15 protein-coding genes and 1 pseudogene are annotated in these 15,474 nt (G+C 30.3%); 5 read left to right on the top strand and 11 right to left on the bottom strand.

Annotation, left to right across the window (positions count from 1 at the left end):
* Positions 1-17: 17 nt before the first annotated feature.
* From BUB83_RS21605 to BUB83_RS22855, 6 genes and pseudogenes are all read right to left on the bottom strand, one after another.
* Complete coding sequence (locus BUB83_RS21605; protein ID WP_143160524.1) at positions 18-329, bottom strand: hypothetical protein; 312 nt, start codon at positions 327-329, stop codon at positions 18-20.
* On the bottom strand, positions 277-441 hold the full coding sequence (locus tag BUB83_RS21940) for a hypothetical protein (protein ID WP_159434077.1): 165 nt from the start codon (positions 439-441) through the stop codon (positions 277-279). Before BUB83_RS21940 ends, BUB83_RS21605 begins: the two co-directional genes overlap by 53 nt.
* A 24-nt stretch (positions 442-465) precedes the next feature.
* Positions 466-2,445 carry a sulfatase family protein gene (locus tag BUB83_RS11025; RefSeq protein WP_073338528.1) on the bottom strand — a complete coding sequence of 660 codons (1,980 nt, stop codon included), beginning with the start codon at positions 2,443-2,445 and terminating at the stop codon, positions 466-468.
* A 177-nt stretch (positions 2,446-2,622) separates the two neighbouring features.
* Positions 2,623-3,435, bottom strand: coding sequence for an AraC family transcriptional regulator (locus BUB83_RS11030; RefSeq protein WP_073338529.1), 813 nt, complete (start codon positions 3,433-3,435; stop codon positions 2,623-2,625).
* A gap of 68 nt (positions 3,436-3,503) precedes the next feature.
* The gene (locus tag BUB83_RS11035; RefSeq protein ID WP_073338530.1) at positions 3,504-4,802 is read right to left on the bottom strand and encodes a hemolysin family protein; all 1,299 of its coding nucleotides are present in this window, start codon (positions 4,800-4,802) and stop codon (positions 3,504-3,506) included.
* A gap of 128 nt (positions 4,803-4,930) precedes the next feature.
* Positions 4,931-5,044: pseudogene (locus BUB83_RS22855) on the bottom strand (catalase-peroxidase 2); the annotation flags it as partial.
* 175 nt (positions 5,045-5,219) lie between these two features.
* Here BUB83_RS22855 and BUB83_RS11040 point away from each other — a divergent pair.
* Positions 5,220-5,471, top strand: coding sequence for an MCP four helix bundle domain-containing protein (locus BUB83_RS11040; protein ID WP_073338531.1), 252 nt, complete (start codon positions 5,220-5,222; stop codon positions 5,469-5,471).
* A gap of 108 nt (positions 5,472-5,579) precedes the next feature.
* Here the strand turns inward: BUB83_RS11040 and BUB83_RS11045 are convergent, their stop codons facing one another.
* Both BUB83_RS11045 and BUB83_RS11050 read right to left on the bottom strand, forming a co-directional pair.
* On the bottom strand, positions 5,580-7,679 hold the full coding sequence (locus BUB83_RS11045; protein ID WP_073338532.1) for a beta-propeller domain-containing protein: 2,100 nt from the start codon (positions 7,677-7,679) through the stop codon (positions 5,580-5,582).
* Positions 7,676-8,197, bottom strand: coding sequence for a sigma-70 family RNA polymerase sigma factor (locus BUB83_RS11050; protein WP_073338533.1), 522 nt, complete (start codon positions 8,195-8,197; stop codon positions 7,676-7,678). Before BUB83_RS11050 ends, BUB83_RS11045 begins: the two co-directional genes overlap by 4 nt.
* A 914-nt stretch (positions 8,198-9,111) precedes the next feature.
* Between BUB83_RS11050 and BUB83_RS11055 the strand changes: the two genes are divergently transcribed.
* The gene (locus BUB83_RS11055; RefSeq protein ID WP_073338534.1) at positions 9,112-9,702 is read left to right on the top strand and encodes a DJ-1/PfpI family protein; all 591 of its coding nucleotides are present in this window, start codon (positions 9,112-9,114) and stop codon (positions 9,700-9,702) included.
* Between the two features lie 37 nt (positions 9,703-9,739).
* On the opposite strand, the gene BUB83_RS11060 is transcribed toward BUB83_RS11055, so the two are convergent.
* Positions 9,740-10,333: a carbohydrate ABC transporter permease gene (locus BUB83_RS11060; RefSeq protein WP_073338535.1), complete on the bottom strand. Its 594-nt coding sequence runs from the start codon at positions 10,331-10,333 to the stop codon at positions 9,740-9,742.
* Positions 10,334-10,695: 362 nt separating this feature from the next.
* Between BUB83_RS11060 and BUB83_RS11065 the strand changes: the two genes are divergently transcribed.
* The gene (locus BUB83_RS11065; protein WP_073338536.1) at positions 10,696-11,508 is read left to right on the top strand and encodes a hypothetical protein; all 813 of its coding nucleotides are present in this window, start codon (positions 10,696-10,698) and stop codon (positions 11,506-11,508) included.
* Between the two features lie 588 nt (positions 11,509-12,096).
* Here the strand turns inward: BUB83_RS11065 and BUB83_RS11070 are convergent.
* Positions 12,097-13,026: an Rpn family recombination-promoting nuclease/putative transposase gene (locus BUB83_RS11070; RefSeq protein WP_073338537.1), complete on the bottom strand. Its 930-nt coding sequence runs from the start codon at positions 13,024-13,026 to the stop codon at positions 12,097-12,099.
* 277 nt (positions 13,027-13,303) lie between these two features.
* On the opposite strand from BUB83_RS11070, the gene BUB83_RS11075 reads away from it, so the two are divergent.
* Both BUB83_RS11075 and BUB83_RS11080 read left to right on the top strand, forming a co-directional pair.
* Positions 13,304-13,747, top strand: a complete 444-nt coding sequence (locus BUB83_RS11075) for a hypothetical protein (protein WP_073338538.1) — start codon at positions 13,304-13,306, stop codon at positions 13,745-13,747.
* Between the two features lie 87 nt (positions 13,748-13,834).
* Positions 13,835-14,674 carry a prolipoprotein diacylglyceryl transferase family protein gene (locus tag BUB83_RS11080; protein WP_073338539.1) on the top strand — a complete coding sequence of 280 codons (840 nt, stop codon included), beginning with the start codon at positions 13,835-13,837 and terminating at the stop codon, positions 14,672-14,674.
* Between the two features lie 125 nt (positions 14,675-14,799).
* Here the strand turns inward: BUB83_RS11080 and BUB83_RS11085 are convergent, their stop codons facing one another.
* Positions 14,800-15,345 (bottom strand): ATP-binding protein, encoded by a 546-nt coding sequence (locus BUB83_RS11085; RefSeq protein WP_073338540.1) that lies wholly within the window; start codon positions 15,343-15,345, stop codon positions 14,800-14,802.
* Between the last annotated feature and the right edge of the window lie 129 nt (positions 15,346-15,474).

Genomic DNA, 15,474 nt, shown 5'->3' on the forward strand with positions numbered 1-15,474 from the left:
AAGCAATAATTTCCATCTTATAAAGTATCTATATCAACTTTTTTCATATCTTCCTGAAAAGTCTTTACCAATGAATTATCAGTTTCAGCATAGGGCTGAAAATAAGTTGTTTCATTCATGATAAAGCGGTCCCGTTTCAGTTCCGGATGAAGATTATAGCTTGATAAATCACAATCAAAACGAGCAATATAAAAGCCGGTATCATCACTTTTTCTCATATGGCATAGTCCCCAGGTAATCCCCCTTGCATTGCCATTATCAGCAAAAGCATCAGGATCAAAAGGCCCTGCAGCTGTTGGAATGAGGGTTAAAAATGGAATAGAATTCATTTTCATTATCACCTCTTGGACCATAAATATCATACAATCTACTCATTGCAGCACTAATTTTTCTATCATCTGGTTTAGTTTTTGGCATTATCCATGGAAATCCTTTACTCATCTCATTGCCTCCCCTTCTTTCCTTTTATAAGCTGTTAAGACGTCGGAACTCATACAATCTTTCATTAAATTTGATATCATTATCATTATATTCATGTGGCACTCCCATTTTCTCAGCATATAGCTTTGACATAGAATAAACCGCATGCAAATATCTGTCTGCATCCTTTTCTTGTGAAATAGCCTTCATATTAAGCAATCTTTTTGTAAAAGGAATTAAATCTTTCACTGACTCTCCTAAGCGGTCCATACAATCAATGGTTTCTAGCGGTATCAACACATCCGTTTCACAATTCAAACAGTCAATTAGCACTTCTTTGGCCTGAACTATATCTGTCTCATCCAAAGTCAATGCAATAATAGTCTCAGCTGCCGCAAGACTTACAGCCACGCTCTCATCCTTAAGAAGTTCCTTAAGCTTAGAAGCTATGATTCTGTCATAAATTCCCACAGCATAAATACCTTGAACTCCCCAATATCTTATTATAGGATTGTCCGCATGCAAATAAGTATAATAATCTTCTGCCTTTACCTCTTCATCTAACATCTTGTTACAAATGTCTAATATATTTTTCAGTGGATACAACTCCTTATTATGAATCACTTCATAAGCTGTAGTTGCAGCAGCCATTTTCTTTAATACTTGTTCTGGAATAAGACCTCCATCTGTTAAATCTATCATATTTATATGAACTTCTTGTCTCATAAACAAAAGCTGTTCATTATATTCCTGCTTGTATGCCAAATTATTCATTTGATCCTTGTCATTAACAAGATCATATAACTCCTCAATAGGTTTTTTGGACATATTAAAAGCTTTTAACCGATTGTAAGTTCTTATGTCATCCTGGCATTCTCCAACTTCCTTGTCCCATGATGCCATAAAATAAGGAGAACTTATTGCTATATATGGTGAATAACGCCACCCTTTTTGGGGATAAAAGTTTCTAATATATAAGTATTGCTGATTTCTTACAGAACGAACCAATTCACAACTACTATCAATTCTGTTTCTATAAGAAAAATTCACATTTGGCACCTTATCACTGTCCGGGTTCAAGAAGCTTTCCCCCTGCATATAATTAGGTATTTCAGCCCCTGCCAGTTTTAATGCCGTTGGTGCAAAATCTATAAAAGTCACTGCACGGTGACTAACCGCACCTATGTCATATACCGTTGTTAAATGTCTATATTTATCAGGAACTCTAACAATAAGGGGTACATCAGTCCCTTCATTCCACATATTGAACTTACCACTTGGAATGCCCATGCCATTATCGCCAAAGAAAAAAATAATGGTGTCTTCATATAAACCGTCAGTTTTTAGGTGTTCAATGGTTTCACCCACCATTCTGTCCATAGCTGTCACACATTCATGATACTGGCCCCATATTTCACGGGTATCTTTATTATCTGGGTGGTAGGCTGGAATATGTAGCTTGTTTCTATCACGGTAATCCTTTGGTTTTGTTCTGGGTATAAACATTTCACGGTGTTTTTCAGGTTTATTGGGAAATCCATATTTTGATTGATGAGTCACTGCAAAGGTATTCATAAAAAAGAAAGGTTTGTCATCTCTATTCTTCCAAGCTCTTTGAATGGCAGCGGGCACATCTGCAGAGTCTTCAAAATACTTTGCATCAAATTCTATATCCCATCCTTTCATCCCATGGTTGTCATATTCAACTTGAAAATTATAATCAGTTTTATTAATAGCAGTAAAATAGCCTGCTTCTTGCATATACTGGGCAAATAATTTGATATTGGATGGCAGTTTGACATGGCTCCGATGATTACCTGTTCCTACAGATGGTGGAAACATACCTAAGGCAAGAGTGGTTCTAGCGGCAGAACAAACAGGCCCACAGCTAGTTACCAAATCATAGCGTAGACCTTCTGATGCCAATTGATCCAAATTAGGTGTAATTGCATCTACATCTTTATAGCACCCTAAGTTAGGACACATATCTTCTGCTATTAGCCATAGAATATTGGGTTGTCTCATAATTTTATTCCTCCAATTTATTTTTACAATAAACTCAATAGATTACCTATTGTCCGGTAACTATTTTCCATTCATTACATTATAATTATATTGTACTCTTATAATAATTATATACCCTTATTTTAAGAGGTTATAGAGAAATAATAGACTATTATATATGAAAATACTGAACTCATATTATTGAACTTGAGACTTCCTGTAAATAGATGGTGACATACCTACGTACTTTTTAAAAACTCTTGCAAAATAGACTTGATCTTCATAACCACATTGTTTTGCAATATCTCTAATTTTTTCTTCCCCATCTGATAATAGTAATCTTTTGGCTTTATCAATTTTTAATTCAATAAAATATTGAATTGGTGTTCTATGATAGACTCTATTAAACAACCGACACAAATATGATTCAGAGAAATGAAACACCTCACTTAATCCATCAAGTGTCAATTGCTTTGTTAGATTTTGTTTCATATAATCCGATACTAATGTGATATCAAATCCATCTACCTTGTTAATTGCCTGTCTGTCACAAATGTATATTTCACTTAAAAATGAAAACAATGCTACTGCAGCTTGAATATGACCTTCAACTGTTTCTTCTTGAATTCGTTTTTTTATAGTATCAAACATGGATAATCCTAAACTTATAGGACAGTCTTTACTAACATAAAAAGATTCTTCCATATAAATAGGTAGTCCTATACAATTAAAGCTGATCCAATTAACACACCAAGATTCATTACCTGAATCATAATAGTATTGTTCTGCATCAGGCTTCCAGATAAAAACATCTCCTGGTTCAATACTAAAGCGCTTATCCCCAAAATGGATTTTTCCATATCCTGACAAACATTGTATCAATAAATAATTCTTCGTACCTTCTGGGCGTTCTAAGTCTCGTTGTGCCCAGTCCACCGCCATAGTGTTAATGGAATATGGTAATTGGTATATATTCTCTGATGTAATTGCTACAATGACTTCCCGTTTCATCGATATATTTCACCCCTAGGGCGTTTGCGAAATCTTTAGATTTAGCTTGCTAACAACCCTTTTTTTTATTATTTATTTTGTATACTTATAATTGCCTTCTCTATGCGTTTATCAGTAACTTCAACAGCTTGAATATTCAAATGTTTAAACTTCACTTCACTTACAATTCCTTTTGGAGGGATATTTCCAAATAACCCAATGAAAAAACCATTTAATGTTTCATATTCTTCCACTGGAAGGTCTACATTTAAAGGCTCCTGTAAATCATGAAGACTAATCATGCCACTAACCTCAAAAGTCATTTCATCAATCTGCTTTAGTTCTCTATCATCTTCTTCGTCGTATTCATCAAATATATTTCCCACAATTTCTTCAACAATATCTTCAATAGTAACCACGCCTGAAGTTCCACCGTATTCATCTAAAACAATGGCCATATGACTCTTTGCACTTTGAATCTCGAAAAATAATTCATCAATTTTCTTTTGCATTGGTATAAAGAAAGGGGTTCGAATATATGAAGCCAAATCAAATTTTTCCTCTGCATCTTCCATCACTAGTGAAAGCAAATCTTTCACATGAAGAATTCCAATAATATTATCAATACTTTCCTCATATACAGGAATTCTGGAATACTGCTCAGCTTTTAAAGTTTTGATAAGTTCTTTTAATTCAATATTAACTGGTATACCAACAAGTTCCATTCTATGAGTCATAATATCCTCTGCTTTTTTATTATTAAACTCAAAGATATTGTTAATCATTATTTTTTCACGTTCATCTATAGCACCCTTTTCTTCTCCTACATCAACCATCATTCGAATTTCTTCTTCTGTAACATTGTCATCAGTAGAATATGGATCTACTCCAAATAATCTTACACAAAAATTTGTGGAAAGAGTAAGAAGTTTTACAAAAGGGCTTGTTATCTTTGATAAAATAGTAAGTGGAGTCACCACAAAGAAAGCTATAGGCTCTGCTTTATTCATAGCAACACGCTTAGGTACAAGCTCCCCAAGAACTAATGTAAAGTAGGCCAAAATAATTGTTATAATAGTTACCGTAGTAACCCTTAGTACAGCTTCTGACATAGGCAGATTGTACCCCTTAAATATATCTACAAGTGGGTCAGCGAAGGATTCAGCTGCAAAAGCGCTGGCTAGAAAACCTGCAAGAGTAATGCCTATCTGAATAGTGGCCAAAAATCTACTAGGTTCCCCCAATAGCTTAACTAATTGCTTAGCTTTTTTATCTCCTTCATCAGCTAATAACTTTATTTTGTTGTCGTTTAAAGAAATTAAAGCAATTTCAGAACCTGCAAAGAAAGCATTTACCGCAATCAATATAAATAAAAATAAAATTTCCATAGTAAAAATTTTCACGCTCCTATAATTATGAATATAAAAATATCATAATTGATGATAACATATTTTATAATAAATTAAACAAAAAAGCAATTTTGTTAAAAGTCTTGTAAACAGTCTTAGTAAACTACTAGAGTATTTAAAACCTTGCTAAGCTTCTCCGGCTCATTTATTTCCCAATGTTTTTGTGGTTCTAATGTTACTCTTGCCCCATCTGCGCCTCCCCTTTTATCTAAACCACGAAAATGTTACATACCAATCTATTTTCTTTACTTTCCTTTTAACATTAATACTAAGTTAAATATTGATTAAATACTGGTTAAATATGTTGTTATATTATTGTGTTAACCTTATATTTCAATATAATATATTTTTGTATACTAATTTATTTATAGTATAACCACCAATGAGGAATTATAAATGAACTTATTAACAAAAACAAAATTTTTTGGGAACTTTAAAGTCTCATCAAAATTAATAACAGCTTTTATTTTAGTTTCTTTAGTCACATGTTTAGTTGGAGTCGTAGGTACAAATAGTATGAAAAAAATCAACACAAACAGCTTAGATTTATATAAAGAAGCTGCCGAAGAAACTGCGGCTACAAGTGAAAAACTTGCAAATCAATCACATTTATTAAAAACCGAAGTAAATAAATTTTGCAGAATCTAAAATCTTTTTAAGTGGTCTACTAATGATAATAGTTGAATTAAAGAACCCAAGACCAATAGCCGCAAATATACCATTAATTATAACTGCAATCATTATTATTGAAGCTTTTTATTTCAATTCCAAACTCTTAATTTCTTCTAGAGTTTCTAAATCTGAGGCTTTAACTAACTCCCTGGAAAGAGTGTATATCCTGTTATCAATGTAAAATATCCTTTCAATCAAATGAGCCCAATAAGCACTATCAGGTTTTGAATTTGAGTATATATCATTCAACTCTTCTTCAGTAGTATGGGTGATTTTGCCTTTAAATGTAAATCCCTTTTCTAAATCCACATTATAAATATATGCACCTTGAAAACCATCACCATATTCATCATTGATAGGAAAGGCAATTAAATTTTTTTCTTTGGAAAACAAGAAAGCTTTATGATCATAACTAACTTGTGAGTATGTGTTGCTATCTCCTATATAAGTTGAGAATTGAACTTTGGGATTACTAAAATCACTTACATCAAATAAAACCATTTTCATGCCTTCATTTATTACTCTCTCTATACCATCATCATTAATCACTGAAGTATTTTGTCCAAAACCTATTATATGATTCTCATCATAAGGATGAAGGTAATCGCTAAACCCAGGAATTTTAAGTTCACCTAAAACTTTTGGATCAGTTGGAATTGAAAAATCCAAAACGAAAAGAGGATCAACTTGTTTATAAGTAACCATATATGCTTTATCTCCCATAAATCTAGCTGAATAAATTCTTTCTCCTTCAGCAAGATTTTCTATTTCACCAACAACATCTAGATTATTATCTAAAACATACATATTATTCTTAGTATCACTAATTAAAGAGCTATATTTATAATCTTTTATAGCTTTATCAGAATCACTAGGCTCCTCCTCTATTAATGATTCATTATAAGTATCTGATGTGGTAGCAATTCTAAAGTATTCATTATATTCATCCATTGAGAACTGATTTAAAACCGAACCTGGGACATTTCCTTCTGCTATAAATTTTACTTCTCCTTTATCTAAGGCAAATTTATAAATATTGGTTTTTTCATTTCCTTTTTCATCAAAACTTGTACCTGATATATAAAGGTTTTGAGCTGATGAATATATATTATTTCCATAGCCTAAAATAGTTTCTGTGTTGATAATTTCATTAGGCGCCTTTAAATTAATTGAGGCAATATTAATATAATTTGCAGTTATTGTATTTGGTAAATATTTAATACAAGCGAAATCTTTTACTATAGCAGTATCCCTATGGCTATCATTAAATTCAGGAGTTATCTTTGCCCCCAAAGCATCCAAATTTTCTTTATCAATAGATTCATTAGTAATTATATAAACTATTGAATCCACCATTCTAGAGGAAACATAGTACCCTTCCATGGAAATTTCTTTTATTTTAGTTATATGGTTTTTATCTTCGATATTGTATACATAAGCTTTTATTTCATCAAGACTTTCTGTGAAAGGTGGTTTAGGAGCATGTTTTTCTTCTATATAATAATCTCCTATTACCACAACCTTATCCCCATCTAAGTAAAGACCTTTGGGCCTAAATCCTTTTTCAAAAGTTACACTGCTTACATTCTCCATTTCTTCTGCTGGATATGCTTTCACTATATTGAAACTTGATTCATCTCCAAATGGGATAATCTTATAAATATACTCTCCGTCAGTTTTATATAAATCTTCTTCATCTACACCACTTACTTGTATATTTGTTTTTGAATACTCCTTTGAGTCCGAAAAATTAACAGCGTTTGTTTCATAAGTTGCCTTTAATGAATCTTCCACCCATTCCCCACCTTTAAGGTTAAGGTTATTACTTAAATCATGATAATATTCAGGTACTGAATCTAGCAAAGCTATTAAATTATCTTTAGAATCTACTGTTGGTAAGGGGGTGACTTCTTTAGTTGAATTATCTAGGATTTCAGATAAATTCTGGTTTTCTGATTTGTTTTCTATTGCCATATTAGATTTTTTTAAATCCGGTAGCTTTAAAAAGCCCACTGCACCAGCTACTATAAAAATAGTCAGGGAGGCAGCAATGAATGAGTTCTTTATGAATCTTCCTTTTTTATAAGCTTTTGCCCTTTTTATTGATTTTTCAATAATCAAATCTATTTCTGGTGGAACTTGAATATTCTCAAAATCCTCTTTTAATTCTTTAAATTCATTCATATTAATTCGCCCTCCTTTAAATCTATTTTTAGTAATTTAAGAGCTTTATGTAGTTGTGATTTTATTGTTCCTAATGGACATGACAGGGTGTCGGATATTTCTTGTATAGTCATATCTTGAAAATATTTAAGTATTATAACGGTTTTATATTTTTCATCAAGTTTGTTAACCGCTTCTTTTAAATCATGTTTTTCTTCAAAACTTAAATTAGCTTTTTCAATAGGGATATTATCTTTAAGTTCTACCACATTAATTTTTTTATTTTTTCTAATATGGTCAAGTGAAATATTTATTAAAATTCTGGTAAGATAAGTATTGAAAAATCTAGGATCCTTTAACTTCTTAATGGAGATATAAGCTTTATAAATGGTTTCATCTAGAATATCTAGTGCTTCATCTTTATTCTTTACATAAGTGTAAGCGGTTCTATATAACATTTCTTTCCTTTCTGAAATTAATTCATAAAATGCATTATCATCACCTTTTTTTGCTTTTAAAACTTTTTCTTCTAAGTCCAAGTTGCAACCTCCTTTCTCCATATTTTTAAGCTCTTACTTATTAGACGTTAAAAATGCTTAAATAGTTTATTCAAATTATAATTAATGTATAAGCTATAATTGTGCTTATTGGTGGAAATCAAAATAAAGAAAACTTAGAAGGGGTATTTTTTATTTCTAAGTTTTCTTTATTAGTTTTATACTATCATATTTTTTATTTAATTCTTTTAATCTATCTTTTCTTTTATGTGGTTCATAGAGGTAAAAAATAAACTAACCGAGAACTATGATACTATTAAAATTATAGATCAGTTTCAATTCCTCATAGGTAAAAAATTCTCTTATATCCCTATTATCAATTTCATTGAAAATAAAAAAATCATTGTTTTCAGAGTCTACATATACATACTTCTTATTTTCATGTTTTATTATGATTCCTAGTTCCCTAATATCATTTATATATTGTTCTACCCTTCGTGGAGTTATTTCAAAAAATCAGCTATTTCCTTTTTCCCATATTCTCCAGAATTTTTTATTATCAAATCTACAATTTTATTCTTTTTTAAGATTTTCTCTTCAGTAGTGCTTTTAGCCAAATTAATGCCTCCTTGGAATATCTATACTTTAAACTGTATATTTTTCTAAAATCTATTTTATCATATAATATTATTTTTTTGTTATATTCGACAAATAATAACATTATTTTCATTTTTGTATAAAAATCTGAGCTACTAAAGACCATGACTAAATAAATATAGTATACAATTTTTTTAGAACCATTATATTTCGCATTAATTTGCTAATTGCTCTTTAATAAACACATCACGACTTCCTAACTTCAACCCATTAAGTTGACATAGACGATAAAAAAGATATAATTAATAATATTAATACCCTGCCCTGGTAATTTGTGGCGACATAAAAGGAGAATTTTTATGAAAAGAGTTTGTTTATTACTTGCTAATGGATTTGAAGCTGTTGAAGCAAGTGTTTTTACCGATGTAATAGGTTGGAATAAATTTGAAGGAGATGGAAGTACCGAATTAGTAACCGTTGGAACAAGAGAAACTCTTAAATGTACCTGGAACTTTACTGTAACTCCTGAAATGCATATAAGAGATTTAAATGTTGATGATTTCGATGCATTAGCAATCCCTGGTGGCTTTGAAGAAGCTGGATTTTATGAAGATGCATTCAGTGAAGAATTTTTAAATATTATAAAAGAATTTAATAGAAAAGAAAAAATTATTGCTTCTATTTGTGTAGCCGCACTTCCTATTGGTAAAAGTGGTGTTTTAACTGAAAGAAATGCAACTACATATAACCTTTCTAATGGGAAAAGACAAAAACAATTAAGAGAACTTGGTGTAAACATAATATCTAATGAATCAATAGTAATAGATAAAAATATAATAACTTCTTACAATCCCTCTACAGCATTTGATGTAGCTTTTACACTTTTAGAACTGCTTACATCAAAAGAAAATACAGATACTGTTAAACGTTTAATGGGTTTTATAAAATAGAAATTTATATCTAATCATAAATTATCTAGTACAAAACTTAACCTTTAATACTTCCAGTGGTTAATCCAGTGATAAAATATTTCTGGAAGCTTATAAAAATAACTAGAATTGGAATCAAGGATAGAAATGATATAGCAAATACATATCCAAATTGCGTAAAGTTATTTCTTCCAAAAAAGCCTGCAATATATATAGGAATTGTCCTTAACTTTTCACTACTAATTACTGTTTGGGCCCACCCATATTCTTCCCATGAAGATAGAAAGTTAAATATACTAACCGCAGCTATTGCCGGTTTCATTAAAGGTAAAATTATTTTAAAGTAAACACATAAGGTAGAGGCTCCATCTACATAAGCTGCCTCATCAAGTTCTCTTGGCAAATTATCAACAAAACCCTTAATCATAAATGTAGAAAAAGGAAGCATCCACGCTGTATATACAGGAATTAATCCCAGCAAACGATTAGTTATATTAAATTTTACTGCTATTTGATATTGTGGAATAATCAACCCAAGCCCTGGTATTACCATGGTTGCAATAATCAATGAAAATATAAGATTTTTCCCAATAAAGTTATACCTGGACAATACATAAGCTAATGAACTTGCTATTAGTGCTATTAGGATCATTGAAATAACTCCAACAAAAATGCTGTTTTTAAAATATATAAACACATTGACACTCTCTGATAATACATATCTATAGTTTTCAATGGTCAAGTTTTTAATAGGAGCAAAAAGTGAAGGAGGAAATTGATAAATGTCCCCATATAGAAACTAATTTTACTAAAATGATGACTAGTCACCTATAATATTTATAAATACTAGCCTTAAGTTACTACGAAAGTGACTACTAGTATATTGGAAACAAGCTAAAAAACTCTTATGATTAAAGTAGAATCTATTTTATAAAAATTATAGGAGGATGGTTACCATTGATAGGAAGTATAAAGTTAATCAAATAAGAACTATTTAATTGGGGGATTAGAATAATGAAAAAAATAGTTAGTATAGTAATAGTAATTTCTATGATGACACTTCTAGCTACTGGATGTTCTAAAAATACTTTTGAAGATACTTCTGATGGTCCAAAGAATCAGGTTGAAACTTCAGGGAACGAAAAGAAAGATGATGCAAAGAAGGACGAGCCAGTTTTAGAAGAGGAAAAAAAAGTTGAGATAGATAAAAGCTTAACGGGAATGGAATTGTTAAATAGTATAAAATATGACGCTCCAGAAACCATTATAACAGAGACAGAATCAATAAATGCAGATAACAGTGTTGTTAAAACTAAAACATATTCTAAGAATGATTCATATCGTATGGAAACCATGGATGAAAATACAAACACTAAAATGATTATGATTTACAATAAGGCAGATAAGGCTACTTACCAATATACTGAAGGTGAAAAAACCGGTGTTGTTATGCTAGATGGAGAATATGAAGAAGATGATGAAAAAGATAGTGGTGATACTTCTATGGATGATGCTAGTTTTAAAGATTTGTTCACTTCAGAAAACGAGGAAGTTATTGCAAAAATAGATAATTTAGATGGGGAGGATGTTGTTTATTTAGAAATTAAAAATTATGATCCGGATTCAGGTATGTATACTGTGAAAATGTGGATTTCAATTAAATATTCAATACCATTAAAAACTGAAACTTATTCAGCAGGAAATAAAGTTAATGGAAGTAAGGTTACTAGTTTTGAAGCAAATGCTGATATAGATAATAAATTATTTGAAAAACCATCTGATATTGAGTTTCAAGAATATTCTTTGGATACTTTATTTGAAAATTAGGGTTTGTATCTCCTACTAAAATACAAAAGCACCGGTGCTTATTAACAAATTGTAAATATTGTTAATAAGTGCCGGCGCCCACTCTCAACCTTACCCCTGGAAACTCCCACATACTAGGCAAACTCATTTTTGTGTTATATAAAAGTCCTCATACCAACTCTGAAATAAATATTCCAGCCACTCCATCACTTCCATATAGTAATGCTTCTCTTTTTCAGTATAATTTTATATATATATTCTATTCTTTCTTAATTTATTAGAAAGGATTTTACACCCGATAGTTCATAGCCATCAAGTTAAGCTAAAAAAGCTATGCTGCTCTAAAGTATTTTACTACAATACTTGATAGAACAACATAGTTCATAATTACTCATAATCTCGTCATCTTGTGGTTCATTTGTTAAATAATTAAGCAACAAAAACTGTTCCAGTTTTTGTAAGGGGTCAGGTGCTTTACAAAAATTGTAAATAAAATGAGCAATTTTTGATTGATATCAACATTTTCACACTAAAGTTACTAATCCCTGATTACTACAAGCTTTTTGATATTAGATCACAATTTAAAAAGAAACTTAGTAATTCACGTTTCTATAATTTTTCCATGATTTCTTTTATTGTTTCAATTGATAATCCAGTTAATGCAGATATTTGATCTATTGATAAATTTAAAGAAATGGCATTTTTAACAGTAACTATTTTTTCTTCTTCTCTTCCCTCTTCTCTTCCCTCTTCTCGTCCCTCTTCTCTTCCTTCAATCCATCCTTCTACCTTAGCTGTAGACATTATATCTCTCTCAATTGCTATAGCTTCTAAATGTTTTTCATAGGCTCTTCGATCCTTTTGTTCTAGTTTTGTAAGATTTAATTGTCTCTCTGCTTCTTTGATATACTTGGACTTGAATTCCTTTTTGATTTCTGAATTTTTAAGCATATATATCCATTCATCTATATCTTCTTTTACAGTATTTTTAAATCTTTCTATATTAATTAAATAATACTCTGGAAATATATTGTTTTTCTCTTTAAAAGTTACCTTATCATCACCTGTATCATCTATATACACTACTTTATTTTTCACCTTCAATTTTTCATTTGTATGCATTCCATAAAATTCTGTAGTTCCATAATAAATATAATCTTTTCCGGTGCCTAAATTAAAATAAAGGATGCTAACTGAAATAACCTTTGAAATATCTTTATATTTGTCACCTAATTTAAAATAATCTACTATAACTTTGGAGCTTCCATAAAGAACTCTTTCTAAGTAATCAGATTCTCTTTCGTTTTGTATTTCAACTATTATCTTCTCTTTATTTTCATCTTCTACAAGAATATCTACTCTATTAAATTTATTGGTTTCACTTGTTTGATTGCCTTCACTCTCTAAAATATTTAAAATAACGATATCTTTTTTAAGTAACGCTGTTAGCAAGCCTTCTAACACATTAAAGTTACTTTTATCCCGTAACATCTTCTTTATAAACCAATCAAACCTTATTAATTTATTTGAATTTTCCATTGAATTCACTTCCTATCTATAAGTAATAATTCATCTTTCTATATTAATTATACAATAATTAACTTGCAAAAGTAAATTATTGTGTTTCCTTTTATATTATTTACAAATAATTCGATTTTATACGCATGTACGTTCTTTTTTCTTTTTAAATATCTAAAATAGCAACAAAAACTGTTGAGAAGAATTATTAATTGTATTTTAAATCACCTCAAAGGGTGATTTTTTTATTTTGCCTTCTAATATATACTTAAATTAAGAATACATATAGGAGGATAATATGAAGAAAAGAATTTTGTCAAGTATTTTGGTATTTTTATTGATTGTTACATCTATGGCTGGATGTGCGAAAAACCAAAAGCTAAATGGGGATAATTTAGAGGCACAGGTTGATGGTGTGAAGCTAAAAATATCCTCACTAACCTTAGATGAACAAGCAGAATGTATCATAAAAAAAGTAGACGCACCTGCTGTAATGGGCGAAATAGAGGTTGATGCATATGATTTTTCCATAGACACTCAGGAGGAACTTGCAGCAATTTTAGAATTAGTGATACCTTATAAAAAAAGTGACATTGAAGAAGGTATGACTGCAGAAGAGAGTGTTGGTGCCGGTTATTATAATGAAGAAACTAAAGAATGGGAACCAGTTATTTTAAATATGAAACCATACTTAATGCTTCCTATGAAGGTGATGATAGCGTTTCATTACAGGGTAGTTTAATCGAGTCTTTTAGCTCTGAAGATGGTGAATTAACAATAACAGCAGACCTAAAAGCGAAAAAAACTTTAGATAAATAAAGGAGAAAAAATGCATCCTAATATTAATTTTAGTTTCTTTGGACAACAGATAGTATTAAAAAGTTATTCAACTTTTATGGTTTTAAGCATGACAATAGGTTTTTTATTGTCATGCTACTTGTTAAGAAAAAAAACATATAAGTGGTCAGAAATCTTGTGTATATATTTATTGATAATTATTTTCTTTTTATTAGGCGCAAGAGGGTTAAATTATTTTGTGAATTATAAATATTTTAGAGAAAATAATATAAGCTTTTTCTTATTAAAAACAGCATATTTTTCTTTATACGGAGGAATCGTAGTAGCTTTTTTAGTAAGTATACTTATCAATAAAATTATAAAAAAGAATATTAAAGTATTTTTAGATACTTTGACTACCCCATTTTTTATTAGTTTCATTATTATGAGGATTGGTTGTTTTCTTAATGGGTGCTGTGGAGGAAAACACACAAATTCTTTTCTTGGAGTTCAATTTCCACATAAAGATGAGGCAGTTCTAAATGGCATAATTGGTTCAAAATTAATTCAATCTATTTACAATGGTAAGAGTTACCCTACTCAATTATTTGAAGGAGGATTTGCACTTTTATTTATATTAGTTGTCCTTTTATTAAGAAAAAAGATTAAGCTAAAAGAAAGCGTGTTTTTTATTCTTTCTGCTATGTACTTTTCTGCTTTTAGATGGTTTGTGTTGTATTTTAGAATATTACCCTATGAGTACTATATAACAAGAATTTTTTATCCTGTTCTTTATTTTTCTATTATCTTAATTGGGGTTATAAAACTCTTTATAGATTTCCATTTTCATCATGAGAAGAATACTCGCTATTGTAAAAAGCCTTCTTACTAGTGCACCGGTGCTAATTAACAAATTGTACTTAATTCAAAAGTTTAAGGAATATTATTCTCTACAATTATAACTTAATTTTACAACATATGATATATAATTACCCAATTCCCAAAGCTTCTTCAACATCACTTCGGGTGATTTCTTTTTTGATTCTCAAATAATCTTAGTATCCGTAAATACTTTTCATCTTCTACGCTTAATTCTTGCGCATGTGTGTTAGGTAGAATAACCCTAAATGCACCTTCTACATTTTCAAACTTGGGTTGTACAGGTAAACCTTTGTAACAACTGATTATCTTGCTAATCCCTGTGCCATATGCCTCAATTAATTTCATTCTATAAAATAGTCTTGCTAATTTTTCATTTCTTGGTTGTGATGCTTCCATCATAGCAGCCTCTAATGATAATCCTGATACCAGTCCACCTAAAGAGATAATCTCTAAACGGTCAGAGTAAAGGTTTATAAATGTACTACCACTAAATGAATAATCTCTATGAACGATAGCATTCAGCAAAGCTTCACGAATAGCATCTTCTGGATAATCCCTCTCATCTGTGCGTAGTAAATCATGAAAGGTGGCTTTTGTACCATTATAAAAATCTATTGTTTTATAAGCATCTGTAAGCTGAACAAATATGGAACCAGTAAGTTCTTTTCTATCTTTAAACACTAGCCTAGCTGTGCCTTACAGATAGCAGCAAAAACCATTCCAGTTTTTGTAAGGTACCTGACCCCTTACAACATAATAATTTCAGGGTTAAATAACTTTACTATACTTGAAACTAATATCTTTAGTTTT

The sequence above is a fragment of the Clostridium grantii DSM 8605 genome, from assembly GCF_900129965.1.
GTDB classification, from domain to species: Bacteria; Bacillota; Clostridia; order Clostridiales; family Clostridiaceae; genus Clostridium_AF; species Clostridium_AF grantii.

What these genes read in the sequence shown, in the direction of transcription:
- BUB83_RS21605 (WP_143160524.1), bottom strand. Translation starts at nt 329, where the DNA reads ATGAATTCTATTCCATTTTTAACCCTCATTCCAACAGCTGCAGGGCCT.
- BUB83_RS21940 (WP_159434077.1), bottom strand. Translation starts at nt 441, where the DNA reads ATGAGTAAAGGATTTCCATGGATAATGCCAAAAACTAAACCAGATGAT.
- BUB83_RS11025 (WP_073338528.1), bottom strand. Translation starts at nt 2,445, where the DNA reads ATGAGACAACCCAATATTCTATGGCTAATAGCAGAAGATATGTGTCCT.
- BUB83_RS11030 (WP_073338529.1), bottom strand. Translation starts at nt 3,435, where the DNA reads ATGAAACGGGAAGTCATTGTAGCAATTACATCAGAGAATATATACCAA.
- BUB83_RS11035 (WP_073338530.1), bottom strand. Translation starts at nt 4,802, where the DNA reads ATGGAAATTTTATTTTTATTTATATTGATTGCGGTAAATGCTTTCTTT.
- BUB83_RS11040 (WP_073338531.1), top strand. Translation starts at nt 5,220, where the DNA reads ATGAACTTATTAACAAAAACAAAATTTTTTGGGAACTTTAAAGTCTCA.
- BUB83_RS11045 (WP_073338532.1), bottom strand. Translation starts at nt 7,679, where the DNA reads ATGAATGAATTTAAAGAATTAAAAGAGGATTTTGAGAATATTCAAGTT.
- BUB83_RS11055 (WP_073338534.1), top strand. Translation starts at nt 9,112, where the DNA reads ATGAAAAGAGTTTGTTTATTACTTGCTAATGGATTTGAAGCTGTTGAA.
- BUB83_RS11060 (WP_073338535.1), bottom strand. Translation starts at nt 10,333, where the DNA reads ATGATCCTAATAGCACTAATAGCAAGTTCATTAGCTTATGTATTGTCC.
- BUB83_RS11065 (WP_073338536.1), top strand. Translation starts at nt 10,696, where the DNA reads ATGAAAAAAATAGTTAGTATAGTAATAGTAATTTCTATGATGACACTT.
- BUB83_RS11070 (WP_073338537.1), bottom strand. Translation starts at nt 13,026, where the DNA reads ATGGAAAATTCAAATAAATTAATAAGGTTTGATTGGTTTATAAAGAAG.
- BUB83_RS11075 (WP_073338538.1), top strand. Translation starts at nt 13,304, where the DNA reads ATGAAGAAAAGAATTTTGTCAAGTATTTTGGTATTTTTATTGATTGTT.
- BUB83_RS11080 (WP_073338539.1), top strand. Translation starts at nt 13,835, where the DNA reads ATGCATCCTAATATTAATTTTAGTTTCTTTGGACAACAGATAGTATTA.